The organism is Neptunomonas marina, from assembly GCF_004005935.1.
In the GTDB taxonomy this organism is placed as follows: Bacteria; Pseudomonadota; Gammaproteobacteria; order Pseudomonadales; family Balneatricaceae; genus Neptunomonas; species Neptunomonas marina.
In genome coordinates this window covers 46,977-63,439 of the sequence record NZ_SACQ01000005.1, presented here as the reverse complement: position 1 = coordinate 63,439, position 16,463 = coordinate 46,977, and the positions used below count along the sequence as shown (strand labels likewise).

The 16,463-nt window shown below is 48.7% G+C and carries 14 protein-coding genes and 2 tRNA genes; 3 read left to right on the top strand and 13 right to left on the bottom strand.

Annotation, left to right across the window (positions count from 1 at the left end):
* Nucleotides 1–462 precede the first annotated feature (462 nt).
* On the top strand, nucleotides 463–786 hold the full coding sequence (locus EOE65_RS11290; protein WP_127694426.1) for a c-type cytochrome: 324 nt from the start codon (nucleotides 463–465) through the stop codon (nucleotides 784–786).
* Here EOE65_RS11290 and EOE65_RS11285 read toward each other — a convergent pair.
* Nucleotides 783–2,387 (bottom strand): response regulator, encoded by a 1,605-nt coding sequence (locus EOE65_RS11285; protein WP_240656976.1) that lies wholly within the window; start codon nucleotides 2,385–2,387, stop codon nucleotides 783–785. The genes EOE65_RS11290 and EOE65_RS11285 overlap by 4 nt on opposite strands.
* Before the next feature lie 276 nt (nucleotides 2,388–2,663).
* Here EOE65_RS11285 and EOE65_RS11280 point away from each other — a divergent pair, with 276 nt between their 5' ends.
* On the top strand, nucleotides 2,664–3,587 hold the full coding sequence (locus EOE65_RS11280; protein WP_127694425.1) for a histone deacetylase family protein: 924 nt from the start codon (nucleotides 2,664–2,666) through the stop codon (nucleotides 3,585–3,587).
* A gap of 94 nt (nucleotides 3,588–3,681) precedes the next feature.
* Here EOE65_RS11280 and EOE65_RS11275 read toward each other — a convergent pair whose 3' ends face one another.
* From EOE65_RS11275 to pncC, 12 genes are all read right to left on the bottom strand, one after another.
* A complete protein-coding gene (locus EOE65_RS11275) occupies nucleotides 3,682–4,986 on the bottom strand; it encodes a sodium ion-translocating decarboxylase subunit beta (RefSeq protein ID WP_127694424.1) in 1,305 nt (434 codons plus the stop codon).
* Between the two features lie 12 nt (nucleotides 4,987–4,998).
* Nucleotides 4,999–6,783 (bottom strand): sodium-extruding oxaloacetate decarboxylase subunit alpha, encoded by a 1,785-nt coding sequence (oadA, locus tag EOE65_RS11270; RefSeq protein ID WP_127694423.1) that lies wholly within the window; start codon nucleotides 6,781–6,783, stop codon nucleotides 4,999–5,001.
* Between the two features lie 56 nt (nucleotides 6,784–6,839).
* Nucleotides 6,840–7,076, bottom strand: a complete 237-nt coding sequence (locus EOE65_RS11265; protein WP_127694422.1) for an OadG family protein — start codon at nucleotides 7,074–7,076, stop codon at nucleotides 6,840–6,842.
* A 259-nt stretch (nucleotides 7,077–7,335) separates the two neighbouring features.
* Nucleotides 7,336–8,796, bottom strand: a complete 1,461-nt coding sequence (gene thiI, locus EOE65_RS11260) for a tRNA uracil 4-sulfurtransferase ThiI (protein WP_127694421.1) — start codon at nucleotides 8,794–8,796, stop codon at nucleotides 7,336–7,338.
* A gap of 46 nt (nucleotides 8,797–8,842) precedes the next feature.
* Nucleotides 8,843–8,919, bottom strand: a tRNA-Arg gene (locus EOE65_RS11255).
* 5 nt (nucleotides 8,920–8,924) lie between these two features.
* Nucleotides 8,925–9,014 (bottom strand) — tRNA-Ser (locus tag EOE65_RS11250).
* An 81-nt stretch (nucleotides 9,015–9,095) separates the two neighbouring features.
* Nucleotides 9,096–9,284, bottom strand: a complete 189-nt coding sequence (csrA, locus tag EOE65_RS11245; RefSeq protein ID WP_127694420.1) for a carbon storage regulator CsrA — start codon at nucleotides 9,282–9,284, stop codon at nucleotides 9,096–9,098.
* 126 nt (nucleotides 9,285–9,410) lie between these two features.
* Nucleotides 9,411–10,646 (bottom strand): aspartate kinase, encoded by a 1,236-nt coding sequence (locus EOE65_RS11240; protein ID WP_127694419.1) that lies wholly within the window; start codon nucleotides 10,644–10,646, stop codon nucleotides 9,411–9,413.
* A 45-nt stretch (nucleotides 10,647–10,691) separates the two neighbouring features.
* A complete protein-coding gene (gene alaS, locus EOE65_RS11235) occupies nucleotides 10,692–13,244 on the bottom strand; it encodes an alanine--tRNA ligase (protein WP_127694686.1) in 2,553 nt (850 codons plus the stop codon).
* 176 nt (nucleotides 13,245–13,420) lie between these two features.
* Nucleotides 13,421–13,885, bottom strand: a complete 465-nt coding sequence (locus tag EOE65_RS11230) for a regulatory protein RecX (protein WP_164847092.1) — start codon at nucleotides 13,883–13,885, stop codon at nucleotides 13,421–13,423.
* Nucleotides 13,886–13,969: 84 nt separating this feature from the next.
* A complete protein-coding gene (gene recA, locus EOE65_RS11225) occupies nucleotides 13,970–15,010 on the bottom strand; it encodes a recombinase RecA (protein WP_127694417.1) in 1,041 nt (346 codons plus the stop codon).
* A gap of 81 nt (nucleotides 15,011–15,091) precedes the next feature.
* Nucleotides 15,092–15,568, bottom strand: coding sequence for a nicotinamide-nucleotide amidase (gene pncC, locus EOE65_RS11220; protein WP_127694416.1), 477 nt, complete (start codon nucleotides 15,566–15,568; stop codon nucleotides 15,092–15,094).
* Between the two features lie 459 nt (nucleotides 15,569–16,027).
* On the opposite strand from pncC, the gene EOE65_RS11215 reads away from it, so the two are divergent.
* Nucleotides 16,028–16,462 carry an Lrp/AsnC family transcriptional regulator gene (locus EOE65_RS11215; protein ID WP_127694415.1) on the top strand — a complete coding sequence of 145 codons (435 nt, stop codon included), beginning with the start codon at nucleotides 16,028–16,030 and terminating at the stop codon, nucleotides 16,460–16,462.
* Nucleotide 16,463: the final 1 nt, after the last annotated feature.

Genomic DNA, 16,463 nt, shown 5'->3' with positions numbered 1-16,463 from the left:
AAATCCTTTAGTTTTACTGAGTCCACCTCCTTTTCCTTGGGAGGCAAACGCATATAAGCAAGCTTCTCTTTATGCCTGTACGCACTTAGAGCTACGTAAAGTCTAGTCTATCACACTCTCAAAGCTTGAGACGCTACACAACTAAAATTCCTTGTGAAATGAAATTGCCGCCAACACAGAATCTTAACAGCAACTCGATTACGCATAAAAATACGCATAATAAACAAAAAACTACACTCTAACCCTTATATATCAATAGGTTAAAACACCATCAAAATAACGATGAGTCCCCTCATAAGGGACAGGCCAGGGGTTCGAATCCTCTCTGGGACGCCATCGATAACCTTTTAGACCTATACGCCAGCACACTCTCCGAAAGGCCACTATACTCAGTATATACCTGATATCCCAGATGGAACTGAGTATCTCTTATCTAGATCGGATGCCTATGGAGACCTCAGCATGAAAACTCCACGTCACTATTCTGTTGCTATGGTTATTGTCGCCATAACGGGGCTTAGCGCATGTACAGAGCCCGAAACAGGCGGCCGCAACGGCGAGCAACTCTTCCTCAAATACTGCGCCAGCTGCCACAAATCGAGTGGCGGAGGTAACTTTCTAAAAGGCGTTCCGTCAGCTAAACACACCCGGCTCACTGAAAAGCAGATTTTACAGCTTATCTACTACGGACGTACTCATAGCCGAATGCCAACCTTTCCTAGAATGAAGCTTGATGAGGCAAAAATGATCGCAGGATATGTCTCTAACCAACTCAGGCGCAACTAACGCAGCAGCGCCCCCAAGCTACCCGAGGGTAGCTCCTCCAACGGTAAAGCTAAACTCTGCTTGAGAAAGAGCAATTTACTTCGCTCAGCGGGTTCGAGTGGCATCCGCTCGGTCAGCTTTAGGTATCGACTCACCATTTTCAAACGCTCATCTCGACGCGCAGATTCTTGCTTTGCTGATTCCAAAAAAAGCTGTGCTAAATTCAACAAGGCTTTCGTGTTCTTGGGGTCATGCTCAATTGCCAGACCAAAATAACGAATCGCCTGAGCCGCTTTGTCAGCAAGGTAGTGCTTCACTCCTAGGCGATTCACTCGCATACTCATCTCTGGATCATGTTTAACCGCAGCGGCACGCGCGACATCCGCCACATCTTCCGTAGACTTCGGCAACGGCTCTCCCTTCACGATGCGCCGCTGCTCATCAATATCCACAGGCGCCTCCATCTGCTTCGCGTAAACCACCGCCTTTTGCAGGTGCCTTTTAGCCTCTTCGGGGTTATTTAAATCTCTCTCGAGCTCACTTCGCAGCAGCTCCGCCTCTAACCGAACAGCTGGATCGTCAGGGTATCGGTAGGTAACGTGATTAAGTATTTCATCGAGCTGATTATGGAGTTTGATCGCCTCATCATTTGAGGAGTTTTTCATCTGCAGGCGCTTCACATTAGCCAACCGAAGAAACGGCTCCGGCGAGCGATAGCAACTATGCTTACCTAGCGATATTGATTTCCGATAGGCATGATCAGCAACGTCTAGCGAGTTGCTGTATACCGAAACACGTCCAAGCTCCATATGCCGAGGAATACTCAATGGGCTCTTCTGCGTGGCATCTCGCAGCGCAAGACGTGCTTCTTCCATCTCCCCCATCGACTCTTTCACTTTCGCGTAAAGATCGTGAGCAGCCATTAATAAAGGGAAGTGGCTAAGCAACTCGCCTAAATGCTCACTAGCCTCCTGTAGCTTACCCTGGCCAATCAGGGCTTCAGCCAAGCACAATCCACTCTCCTTCTCACTGAGATGCACGAAGCGGTACTTGAAAAAGTGCTCGGCCTCTTCGAAGCGCCCCATCTCCAGCAATAACCGCCCTTTCACGAGCTGCACGTAATCGTAATTTTTGCCGGCTAGCTCAACGCGATCACATAGCTTAACAGCGCGATCTAGCTGGCCGCGGCTCACTGCCTCATCAACTTCAACCAGCGATAGCTTACGGTACATGACTAAATCTAACCGAGCCTTTAGCTCATCCATAGAAAACGGCTTGGTGATCAACACATCTGGCTTAGAGTCAATGGCGTGAAGAATGACCTCTTGGGAAGAGTCGCTGGTCATAAACACCCAACAGGACGAAGCCTTCATAAAACCCCGAAAACGACACTCCTCAAGAATTTGCATACCGCTAAAAGAGTCACTCGCGTTATGTCCAAGCAGCACAATATCAAAGGCTTCTTCCTGAATAAGCTCCATCAACTGATCATTAATCGTGACAGCATGGATATTAGACACGCCCAACTGACGAAGCATATAAACAATGGTGGCGCGCATGTTGCCACTACTCTCAATCAAGAGCACCTGCTTGTCTGAATAGTCGATAGTAAATAGGCTCACCGAGGAGACACCGCCTTGTGCAAAAACTCCCTCTTAGTATAAAAGGCTAGTACAGGCAGCGGAAAGGAATTACATGCAAAAAAAAACACCGGCGAGGGTGACCGCACGGTGTTTAATACAGTTCTATGCTGTAGGTGCATACTATAATTGCCCCTCATCTAGCCCCATGATGCAGATCAAAAAACACTCTACAAAGTGAAATCTTATACTTTATGCTAAGCGAGCATATCACTACCTTTCCTTTAAACTGGAATAAAAATATAAAGCGAGAAGGAAATGGCGACCACTTTTATTACGCATGATGATTGCGGGCTTCATAATATGGGGCCAGAGCACCCAGAAAGCCCTATTCGCCTACTGGCAATCCGCAAAGTGCTCGAACGGACTGGACTTATCCAGCATATGGAGTGCATGGAGTCGGTACACGTCACACGCGACCAAATTGCGCTAGCGCACGCAGACTTACATCAAAAGCGCCTAGAGATGAAACTACCCAGCGAGGGCGTCTTTTACGCTGATGAAGATACAGCCCTATGCCCTGATTCTCTTCATGCGGCAAGCCTAGCTGCAGGGTCTGCCATTTTAGCCACCAACCGCGTACTTGCAGGCAAGACCGATAACGCCTTCTGCGCTGTTCGCCCACCCGGCCATCATGCTGAGCATAATGCCGCCATGGGCTTCTGCTTCTTTAATAATGTGGCGATAGGTGCAATGCAAGCGCTCGAGCACCCCTCGGTTAACCGCGTCGCAGTTGTCGATTTTGACGTACACCACTGTAACGGCACTGTCGATATATTTAAGGATCGCCCAGAAGTTCTGGTATGTTCCACTTTTCAGCACCCTTACTACCCTGAACGCTATACCGACATCAGCAGACAAAATATTGTCAACTGTCCAATGCCTGCACACAGCGACAGCAAATTTTTCCGTAACATGGTGGAGAGTAACTGGCTTCCAGCGCTTCAAAACCATAAACCGGACATTATCTTCATTTCAGCGGGTTTTGATGCACACCATGAAGACCCAATGGCCGATATTAACCTAAATGAAGAGGACTACCGCTGGGTTACAAAGCTACTGATGGACGTGGCGCGCACCTATAGTGGCGGTAAAATAGTATCGGTATTAGAGGGTGGATATAACCCTGTTGCATTGGCATTCAGCGTGGAAGCTCACTTAGAAACACTGGTCGGCTATTGAACAACTTAGTATTTAATAACCAACAGTAAGCTGAGCTTAAATAAGAAACAAAAAAGGCTGCCAAGAGGCAGCCTTTTTATTTATAGCTAGCAAGTTAGCCAACAAACTTAATCATAACGCCCGCTGCTACCGCAGAACCGATAACACCAGCCACGTTTGGACCCATTGCGTGCATAAGCAGGAAGTTCTGAGGGTTCGCCTCTAAACCAAGCTTGTTAGAAACACGCGCAGCCATAGGTACTGCGGAAACACCAGCAGAGCCGATAAGCGGGTTAATTGCATTACCGCCTTCCAGCTTATTAAGTAGCTTCGCCATCAATACCCCCATCGCAGTACCAATGCCAAATGCAACGATACCGAGGATAAGAATACCTAACGTCTGCACATCCAAGAACTTGTCAGCTGAAAGCTTAGAGCCGACTGACAGACCTAGGAAGATGGTAACAATATTGATCAGAGCATTCTGAGCAGTATCGCTAAGGCGATCTACCACACCACACTCACGCATCAAGTTACCGAAACAGAACATACCCAGCAGCGGAGCTGCATCCGGCAGTAACAGAGCTACCAGTACCAACAGTAGAATCGGGAAAAGAATCTTCTCTGTTTTTGATACATGACGCAGCTGAACCATTGAGATCTTACGCTCTGATTCAGTTGTTAGCGCACGCATAATAGGCGGCTGAATCAAAGGAACCAGTGCCATATAAGAGTACGCTGCTACCGCGATCGCACCAAGCAACTGTGGCGCCAACAAGCTCGCGACATAGATCGCAGTTGGGCCATCAGCACCACCGATAATGCCAATCGCTGCCGCATCTTGGATGGAGAAATCCATCAAACCCATCGCAGACAGGCCAACGGCACCCAGCACAGTGGCAAAGATACCAAACTGAGCAGCCGCACCTAGGAATAGCGTTTTGGGGTTGGCTAACAGCGGACCAAAGTCGGTCATTGCGCCAACACCCATGAAAATGACTAGTGGTGCAGCACCAGAAGCGATAGCAACTGTGTAGAAGTTGTAAAGCATGCCGCTACTGTAGCCGTAGTCATTTGCCGCTAGCGTTGCAGCTGCATGAGTACTCGCATTGGAAGTGTGGTAAGCCTCAAGTAATGCATGAGCATCAACCGTACCAGATACGCCAAGCGTATTGGCTAATGTTGCCATCACCTCAGGCTTCGCAAAGTGGATAGCGTTCTCTACCGCAGAGAAAGCTAAGCCCGCTTCAGGAATATTCGCCAAGATGCCACCAAAACCGATGGGTACGAGTAGCAATGGCTCAAAGTTTTTCCGAATTGCCAGGTACAACAGCAGCAAACCAACGATGATCATCACCAGTTGGCCACCGCCCAGGTTATAAATACCTGATGCGTACCAAAGCTCTAGAACCTTATCCATCCAAAAAACCTCTTAAGCTAGCGTCAGGAGCGTATCGCCGACCTGAACCGCATCGCCCTCTTTGACGTCAACGGATGTAACAGTACCTGCTTTTGCAGCACGCACTTCAGTTTCCATTTTCATCGCCTCAAGAATGACCAATACGTCACCTTCTTGAACAGCTTGGCCCTGAGAAACCTGAACCTTCCAAATATTACCTGCCAACGGCGCAGCTACAGGCTCGCCTGAACCAGCAGGAGCAGCTGCTGGCGCTGCTGCTGGAGCAGGTGCTGCAGAGATTGAAGAAACATCACCACCTTCAGCCACTTGAACAACATAGTTCTGACCATTAACAGTGATTGTGTAGACTTCTGGACCAGTATTTTTCGGCGCAGCCATAGCTTTAGCATCCTCTAGAGTAGGGGCAGGTTCGAACGCATCAGGATTATTGCGGTTCTCAAGGAACTTGAGTCCGACTTGCGGGAATAGAGCATAAGTGAGTACATCGTCGATTTCGTTCTCACCTTGAGTCAGAGTAATACCCTTCTCACTCGCCACCGCTTTTAGTTCATCAACTAGCTTGTCCATTTCCGAATCAAGCAAATCAGCAGGACGGCAAGTGATCGGCTCAGCACCATCTAAAACACGGGCCTGCAGCTCTGCGTTGTAAGCCGCTGGCGCAGCGCCGTATTCACCTTTCAGAATACCCTGCACTTCTTTGGAGATCGTTTTGTAACGCTCCCCCATCAAGACATTGATAACTGCCTGAGTACCAACGATTTGAGATGTTGGCGTTACCAGAGGAATCAAGCCCAAATCTTCGCGCACACGCGGAATCTCAGCCAGTACTTCATCAAACTTATCAGAAGCACCTTGCTCACGAAGCTGGTTTTCCATGTTCGTCAGCATGCCTCCAGGCACCTGAGCGATCAGGATACGGGAGTCAGTTCCACGCAAAGAACCTTCGAATTGTGCATACTTTTTACGTACGTCGCGGAAATAAGCTGCAATTTCTTCAAGTAACTCAAGATCCAAACCTGTCTCGCGATCCGTACCTTGTAATGCAGCTACAACTGACTCGGTAGACGTATGTCCATAAGTCATCGACATTGAAGAGATTGCCGTATCAACGCGGTCAATTCCGGCTTCGACAGACTTCAGAATAGTCATATCCGAAAGGCCCGACGTTGCGTGCGCATGCAGTTGAACTTCGAGATCAGTTTGCGCTTTCAAACGGGAAACCAGATCAAATGCATCGTAAGGCGTTAGGATGCCAGACATGTCTTTGATAGCAATAGACTCGGCGCCCATATCCTCAAGCGTTTTAGCGTACTCAACCCACATGTCGTTGGTGTGTACAGCACTCTTGGTATAAGAGATCGTACCTTGAGCGTGCTTACCTGTCGCTTTAACAGCGCGAATGGCTGTTTCAAGGTTACGAGGATCGTTCATGGCATCAAAGATACGGAATACATCTACGCCGTTTTTAGCTGCACGCTCAACAAACTTGTTTACCACATCGTCAGCATAGTGACGGTAACCAAGCAAGTTTTGACCACGCAGCAACATTTGCTGTCGAGTCTTCGGCATTGCAGCTTTTAGTTCGCGAATGCGATCCCAAGGATCTTCGCCGATAAAACGAATACAGGAGTCAAAAGTCGCTCCGCCCCAACTTTCTAGGGACCAGTAGCCGACTTTATCCAGCTTTTCAGCGATAGGTAACATGTCATCGATACGCATACGCGTAGCGAAGAGAGACTGATGTGCATCTCGCAGTACTACATCAGTTATACCAAGCGGTTTCTTAGCATCGGACATGGGTAAAAGGCCTTCTGTCGATAATAGTGCACGAATTTATAGTTGCTAATCGTTTCTTATGAACGATATTTATGAACAGCTGCTGATATAACAGCAACAAGCTCATCGTTATTCCCACTTTGCGCTGCGGCAGCAGGTGCCGGCTTCGCAGCCTTAGGCTGGGGTGCTGGTTCATATTTCGTCACCAACTTCGACATCCCAGTCGTAATTCCAACCAACAAAGTTAGGAACACAAAAACAAAGCCCATACCAAAGACCATCAGCGTGAGGCCCTCTGATAACAGATTATCCATCTGCGGCAGCTCCTAGTTGTTAATAAAAAATGCTCGCTTTCTGCAATTTAGTATCTAATTTCCCTGAATTTAGGGAATATGACCACAAATGCAGTTTTTGCGACATAGCAATTAAACCGCAAATAGGCCAGCGGGGCAACTTAAGATGGGAAACACAGGTCAATAAATAGACGTCAACAAAGAAATTGTCGACAATTTGATACTCTATCTAAATCAAAGAGTTAGGAAACCCTCACCAAGGAGAGTGAGGGTGGGCACATTAGACTAAGGGACGATACACCTTAATATTGAGATAACCTTTTTCTTGCAAGCTTTGCGCATGCAAAGAGCTCATAACACCTTTATCACAATACAGCAGATACTCCTTGCTGTTATCAAGCGTAGCAACCTTGCTCTCAAGCTCATAGAAGGGTATCACCTGAACGTCACAACCTGGCATATTGAGCGGCTTACGCTCCACTTCTAAAGGAGCACGAATGTCGACAACAACCTGATTCTCAGAGACTTTGCTCAGCGCCTCGATATCACTTTCAATATCTAAATTCTTCGCAATATCATCAATCTTGATCACCTTGCACTGACTGATCGCACGATCCAGAACTTCTTCGTCTAGCTGAGACTCCTCCTCCAGCACACGTGATAACTTAGCTCGCGTTGTCGGACGATCTGAGATAACACCACAATACTCTGGAATCATCTTAACAATATCGAAACAGCCTAATCGCTTGGTGAGTTCAACGATTTCTGGCTTATCTACCGTAATTAAAGGGCGCACTACGAGCTTATCCGTCGCACGATCAATCACATTTAGGTTAGGGATCGTTTGACTCGAAACTTGGGCAATACTCTCACCCGTAACAATCGCGTCAATTTTCATCTCATCGGCTACACGCTCTGCCGCTCGCATCATCTGACGCTTAAGCACAACCCCCATATGAGAGTGATGCACATTCTGAAGAATATCACCCACCACTTCCTCAAAAGGCACGGTTACGAACTTAACTCGCGCAGAAGCACCAAGACTCTGCCAAAGCTGCAGCGCAACCTGCTTAACACCCACCTCATGCGCCTTTCCGCCTAAGTTAAAGAACAGGAAGTGAGTTTTAGCGCCACGGCGCATCGTCATGTAGGAGGAAACAACGGAATCAAATCCTCCTGATATCAGCGAAAGTACCGGCTCTTGAGAACCTAGCGGATATCCACCAAGCCCCTTATGCTGTTTTTCAACGATAAAGAGTTTTTCATTCTTAATCTCAAGATCAACGAAAACCTCAGGCTTTCTGACATCAACTCTCAATGGCTGAGCATGCTGCAGCAACCCACCGCCAACATAGCGTTCCACATCAACCGATGTGAAGTCATGGTCACCGGTGCGCTTCACGCGCACTTTGAACGTCTTACCTTCGATCCTATCGCGATAAACTGGCAGCGTTTTTTCAAAAACATCATGGAATGACCCGAGCGGATACTCGGCCACCTCTAAGAAGTGAGCAATACCCGGAGTCATCTTCATCGTCTCGACCACCGCATCAACTTCCAACATCGAAGCCGACTCAGGCACAACGACCTCAATCTTATCCCAGAACCCACTCACCGTAACCTTAGGGTGGATGCGCTTTAGAAGAATCTGAAGATTACTTTGGAGACGCTGAATAAAGCGGCGTCGAACAGGACGGCTCTTGATCGTAATCTCAGGGAAAAGCTTAACGATAAATTTCATGACGATTTAGACTTAATTGAAAATTGATCTAAGAAAGGAGGGGGAGTGGCGCGCCCGAGAGGATTCGAACCTCTGACCGCCTGGTTCGTAGCCAGGTACTCTATCCAGCTGAGCTACGGGCGCGTAAATGGCGGTGAGAGAGGGATTCGAACCCTCGATAGAGTTTCCCCTATACGCCCTTAGCAGGGGCGCGCCTTCAGCCACTCGGCCATCTCACCAATCAACGGCGCGTACTATACTAAACTGATTTTTAAAAAGAAAGCTTTATTTTCAAAAAAAACCAGTTTAGTAACAAAAAGTTAGTCCTGTCGTTCAGACTCACCTTTTTCGCGCTGAATACGCTGGTAGATCTCCTCACGATGCACTGAGACATCTTTAGGGGCATTTACACCAATACGCACTTGGTTACCTTTAACACCAAGTACAGTCACTGTGACATCGTCACCGACCATCAAAGTTTCGCCGACTCGGCGAGTTAAAATCAACATTCTAGGATCTCCTAATCTTCCCTTGATACCACCAAAACGAATGAGCAAGCACATCCACGCTTGCTCAGACGCTTCATGACAAAGCAGTTACCAAGTCTACTACTATAGACCAATTACGTAACGTCGTCATTCGCTGACAGTATCAACTTTATCCAAGTCAAATGCTGAGTGTAACGCACGCACCGCTAGTTCAAGATACTTCTCTGCGATAACTACTGACACCTTAATCTCAGAGGTTGAGATCATCTGAATGTTGATCCCCTCTTTTGCTAGCGCGTCAAACATTTTGCTCGCTACACCTGCATGTGATCGCATTCCAACGCCAACGATCGAGACCTTAGCAATCTTATTGTTGCCCACCACTTCACGGGCTTCTAGCTCAGTCGCGACCGCACGAAGCACTTCTTCAGCTTTATTATAGTCATTTCTGTGTACAGTGAAGGTGAAGTCAGTCGTTTGATCGGCAGCAATATTCTGCACAATCATATCCACTTCGATATTCGCATCACTGACCGGTACTAAAATTTTAGAGGCAACACCCGGAATATCAGGAACACCCAACACCGTTAGCTTTGCTTCATCACGGTTAAATGCAATACCGGAAATAACTGGTTTTTCCACTGTTTCTTCTTCCTCTATCGTAATCAGCGTTCCTGGGCCTTCTTCAAAGCTTGATAAGACACGCAGTGGCACTTTGTATTTGCCCGCAAACTCGACAGAGCGAATTTGCAAAATTTTTGACCCCAAGCTTGCCATCTCAAGCATCTCTTCAAAAGTGATGCGCTCTAAACGACATGCACCTTCAACGACACGCGGGTCGGTCGTGTATACACCATCAACATCGGTGTAGATCTGGCACTCATCCGCTTTCAACGCTGCAGCAAGCGCAACGCCTGTCGTATCCGAGCCACCACGGCCTAACGTAGTGATATTCCCCTCAGCATCCGCGCCTTGGAAACCCGCCACTACGACGACGCGCCCTTGCGCTAAGTCGCCTTGAATACGTTCGACATCAATATCTTGAATTCGTGCTTTAGTATGCGCACTATCCGTCAAGATTCGTACTTGAGAGCCCGTGTAAGAACGCGCAGGAATGCCTCGTTTTTCCAGCGCCATACACAATAGCGCAATGGTCACTTGCTCACCTGTTGAGACAAGCACGTCCATTTCGCGAGGACTCGGCGTCTCTTGAACCTCTTTCGCTAACGAAATCAGGCGATTGGTCTCGCCGCTCATGGCCGAAACCGCAACGACCAAGTCATGCCCTTGGTCTTTGAACTTTTTGAGTTTATCAGCGACCGCCTCTATGCGCTCGACAGACCCAACGGATGTTCCACCATACTTCTGTACATACAGAGCCATTTGTCTTTTTGTCTCCATCGGCTGGCTCAGCCAGCCCTATTACCGCTAACTATTTGCAACGATCTCTTTAACACTTTCCAAAGCACCCGCTAGCGCTGCGCTATCGGTACCGCCACCTTGCGAAAAATCAGGACGACCACCGCCTTTACCGCCGATCTTTCCCGTCAAATCACGCACAATATCGCCCGCTTTAACACGGCCTGTTAGGTCTTTAGTTACGCCTGCTGCCAAACTGATCTTACCTTCGGCTTCAGTCGCCAACACAACAACACCAGAGCCAAGCTTGTTTTTGAGCTGATCAATCGTGTCGCGCAACGCTTTAGGTTCCACGCCATCAAGCTGGGCTGCTAGCAATTTGATACCATTAACCTCAACAGCCTGCCCCAACAGATCAGCGCCTTTTGCGGCAGCTAACTGGCCTTTAAGCTGTTCAATCTCTTTTTCTAGCTGACGGCCTTTTGCCTGCTGATCGTTCAGTTTTGCCTCGAGCTCCGCTTGAACCTGAGCAAAGTGTGCTAATGCAGCCGCGCCGGTCACAGCTTCTACCCGACGTACACCTGATGCAATACCGCCTTCAGATACAATCGTCAGCAAGCCGATGTCGCCGGTACGCTCAGCGTGCGTGCCACCACATAGTTCAATCGAGAAACCATCGCCCATGGTCAAAACACGAACTTCATCATCGTATTTCTCGCCGAACAGAGCCTGAGCGCCCTTCTCTTTCGCCGCGTCGATTCCCATGACTTCAGTGACTACAGGGGAGTTTTGGCGAATCTGATCATTTACCAGTTGTTCAACTTCAGCGAGCTGCTCACGTGTCACAGCTTCAAAGTGAGAGAAGTCAAAGCGCAAACGCTTGTCATCATTCAAGGAGCCTTTCTGCTGAACATGGTCGCCTAGAACGACGCGCAGTGCTTCATGGAGTAGGTGCGTCGCGGAGTGGTTCAAAGCGATCGCATGACGGCGTGCCTCATCCACTTGAACAGCAACGCTGTCACCCACAGCGATCGAGCCAGACTCAATGTGAACATGATGGAGGTTATTCTTACCTTCCTTTGTACAGTCCGTCACCTGAGCGCTCATGGAGCCGTTTTGCAGCGTTCCAGTATCCCCGACCTGACCACCTGACTCGGCATAGAAGGGGGTGTTATCCAGTACGACTAAACCATCATCACCCGCATTCAAGTTACCGACTTCTTCACCGCCTTTGATCAGCGCAACAACTTTTGCAGCATCGCCATGCAGTGCTTCGTAACCTGTGAAGAGGGTCTCACCGTCTAACTGGATGGCATCGTTATAATCAACAGAGAACTTACCAGCAGCACGAGCTCGCGCACGCTGCGCCTCCATTTCGCGCTCGAAGCCCTCCATATCTAGCGTCAGCTCGTGCTCACGCGCCACGTCGGCTGTGAGGTCTGCCGGGAAGCCGTAGGTGTCGTATAACTTAAATACTGTTTCACCTGGAATCACCGTACCCTCTAACCCATCAATGGCTTCCTGCAGAATACGCATTCCGTGATCTAGCGTTTTGGCGAACTGCTCTTCCTCTTTCAGCAACACGTTCTCAACACGTGCCTGCTGCGAAATAAGCTCTGGATAAGCAGCACCCATCTCATCGGCCAGTGCTTTTACTAACTTGTGGAAGAATGGGCCGTTAGCTCCCATCTTGTTACCATGACGTACCGCGCGGCGGATAATCCGGCGTAATACGTAACCTGCACCTTCATTCGAAGGCACGACACCGTCGATGATCAAAAATGCACAGGAGCGGATGTGGTCAGCGATTACACGTAACGATTTGTTACTCGTATCATCGTTACCCACCGCTTGCGCTGTCGCCTTGAGAAGGTTTTGGAAGAGGTCGATTTCATAGTTGGAATGCACGTTTTGCATCACTGCAGCGATACGCTCCAAGCCCATACCGGTATCAACCGATGGCTTTGGTAACGGAGTCATGTTGCCTTCTGCATCACGGTTATACTGCATAAAGACCACGTTCCAGATCTCAATGTAGCGATCGCCGTCCTCTTCTGGTGATCCTGGAGGGCCACCCCATACATCAGCTCCGTGGTCGAAGAAGATCTCAGTACAAGGACCACAGGGGCCAGTTTCACCCATTGACCAGAAGTTATCTTCATCTAGTTTCGAGAAACGCTCGGGATCTACACCGATTTCCTCTTTCCAGATACGCTCAGCTTCCTCATCAGAGTGGTGAACCGTAACCCAAAGACGCTCTTTTGGGAGACCAAGCACCTCAGTTAAGAAGGTCCATGCAAAACGAATCGCCTCTGGCTTGAAGTAGTCACCAAAGCTGAAGTTACCCAGCATCTCAAAGAATGTATGGTGACGCGCCGTATAACCTACGTTTTCGAGATCATTGTGCTTACCGCCAGCACGTACACAACGCTGAGATGTAGTAGCACGGTTATAATTACGTTTATCGGTGCCAAGGAACACATCTTTAAATTGCACCATCCCGGCGTTGGTGAACATCAACGTTGGATCATTTGCCGGAATAAGGGAGCTAGACGCTACAACCTCATGGCCCTGTTCTTGGAAATAACTCAGGAAAGCCTGACGAATTTCGGCACTTGTCATGTATTTCATATGAATTGTTCGTTCCGCTGGATGGTTACATGCCTAATAAAACTTGCTCTGCAAGGCGGTGATACTCAAACGCCGAGCAAAATGGCGACCTAGTATATATCGCGGTTAAAAATTGTTCGAGTTTTAATGGACTAAGGGAGGACGGTTGGTGAGTATTTTGTTAGCTATTAGCACTCTTCATCAGTAAATTCTGTGGCGAATTTAATTTCTTCAAAAGAAAAGCCTCTAGACAACATAAAACGCATCCGCTTTTCGTAACTTTTTCTATCGTAATCCTTTAAGGGCATACCAAACTTACTACGATAAACACGACGTGCATTTTCGAACCAATCGATCGCCTCCTCACGAAGCGCGTCTTCGATAAGGTCATCAGAGACTCCACGCCGGCGTGCGTCCTGTAACACACGCATTTTGCCATACCCTTGTTGCGCTTTGCTGCGGACAATCATGCCTGCACAGCGCTGGTCACTTTGATAACCCGCCTCATGAAAGTCATCTAATACCGCTGCCAATAACTTTGCATCGCAGCGATTGCTGTATTTATGCTCAATTTCAGCGCGGCTATATTCACGGCGAGATAGCAGTGCAATAAGCGCTTTACGTAGCTCACTTTCAGACTCAAGGTATTTCAAAAGACAAACCTTTAAACGCAAAAAGGGCCGCAATGCGGCCCGACTAATATGAGAGCAGCACTAACGCCGCTCTTTGGGGAACTCTTATAGGTCAAGCTGTGGCGCATCAGACGCCTCATCTTCTGTAGCAGCTGTTGGCAAACCCAGCAACTTCTCACGCAGCGCCCCTTCAATCGCTTGCGCTGCCTCTGGGTGCTCTTCTAAGTAGCGTGAAGCATTGGCTTTACCTTGGCCAATTTTATCGCCGTTGTAGGCGTACCAAGCACCCGACTTATCCACCAGCCCATGCTGAACACCGAGGTCGATAACCTCACCCATACGGTAAATACCCTTACCATACATGATTTGAAATTCAGCCTGCTTAAAGGGCGGCGACACTTTGTTCTTAACAACTTTCACCCGTGTTTCGTTACCGACGATCTCATCGCCCTGTTTAACAGAACCGATACGGCGGATATCCAAACGAACCGAGGCGTAGAACTTCAGCGCGTTACCACCCGTTGTTGTTTCAGGTGAGCCAAACATCACACCAATCTTCATACGGATTTGGTTGATGAAAACCAACAAGCAGTTAGATTGTTTAACGTTACCTGTGAGCTTACGTAGCGCTTGCGACATTAAACGCGCCTGCAAGCCCACATGAGAGTCACCCATCTCACCTTCGATCTCGGCCTTAGGTGTCAACGCTGCCACAGAGTCAACGATAATGACATCAATAGCGTTAGAGCGAACCAGCATGTCGGTAATTTCAAGCGCCTGCTCGCCTGTATCTGGTTGGGATACCAGCAAGCTGTCCACGTCTACCCCGAGCTTCTCTGCGTAGTTAGGGTCTAACGCGTGCTCCGCATCGACAAATGCACATGTCTTACCTTCACGCTGCGCTTCTGCGATAACTTGCAGTGTTAGCGTTGTTTTACCTGAAGACTCAGGGCCGTAAATTTCGACAATACGACCGAATGGCAGACCGCCAATACCCAGCGCAATATCTAGGCCTAGCGAGCCCGTCGATACAGATGGGATCGCTTCACGCGGCTGATCGCCCATGCGCATAACAGCGCCTTTACCGAATTGACGCTCAATCTGGCTTAAAGCGGCATCAAGCGCTTTCTTTCTGTTATCGTCCATTTCCAACCCTTTGAGTCTGAGGTGACAAATACTGTATAGATGGACAGTATTATTGCAGATACCAATTCGAATGCAAGCAGATTATTTAGGGATATATGCCAAAACACCCTCTAGCGCCTGCTCGACCGCTTGCTCACGAACGGAGGTCCGATCGCCGTTAAAATAACTCAAACAAGTAACCGTTGGATGGCCTTGAATCGCCCACGCAAACCACACTGTACCGACAGGTTTCTCATCAGAACCACCAGTGGGGCCAGCAACACCGCTGATCGCTACCGCGATATGAGCATCACTGTTCGCTACGGCACCTTCCGCCATTTGTGCCACCACAGCTTCGCTAACAGCACCACTTTGCTCTAACACCTGCGGATCAACACCGAGCATGCGCTGCTTAGCGGTATTCGAGTAGCTAACGAAGCCGCAATCAAACCAAGCTGAGCTGCCGGGAACTTCGGTTACCGCCTTTGCTACCCATCCTCCTGTACACGACTCCGCAGTAGCCAGTTTTGCTCCGCGAGCCATCAGCTCTTTACCCACCTGATCTGCAAGATTCAGCATGTTATCCTCTTATCTCTTTGCTTTAGTAAAGTGCTAGCACCTGAGGCCAGAATCAACCTTCCAGCCCCAGCTCTGACTACTTTATAGTGCTTCTGGCGCCATATCGTCAATCAGATCACTAGATCAGACCATCAGCTTGTTTATACCTCGCTAATGGGTGCCTCGTTTATAGAAACGTAAAAGAAGATAACATGCGTATTGCATTAAGCTATCTCGCCCTCTAACGCCATCATTGTGGCCTGCAACCCCTCAGAGAGCGGCACAACTTGGCCAAGGTCAAAGCGCTTTTTCATTTTATGAGCGCCGCCTAAGGAGATGGCGATATCGCCACTTCGAGCCGCTCCGAATGGGGAGGCTCGAAGTGTGGATGCGCTCAATCTCAACTTGGTTTATGGTAAGCCAAGCGGCGCCGGTCTAGCCGAGCGCCTTCTGTTTAGCTCAGCGCTGGAACGAACGTAATTGGACAGCAAAGACCAAAAGATCCTCTCACTACTGGCTGAAAACGCCCGCATACCTGCATCGGAGATCGCTCGTGCAGTGCATCTGGCTCGTACGACGGTCAATGAGCGTATTAAGCGCCTAGAGCAAAAAGGCATTATTCAGGGCTATAACGTGCGCTTAGATAACACACAGTTGCAGCGCCCAGCCTTGCTAAGCCGCGTCGCGATAACTGTTAAGGCACCGCAACAGCAAGCGGTGTTGCGTCAGCTGGGAAGCTTTAGCCAAGTTTACGCTTGCGAAACCATCAGTGGCAGCTTCGATATCATGCTTGAGGTAAGAACTCAGGATACGGCTGAATTGGATTGGGTCATCGAGAAGGTCAGTGCGCTCAATGGGGTTGAGAGCACTGAATCGGCAATAGTACTTAGAGAATTTTTCCGCCGCGAGGTCTAAA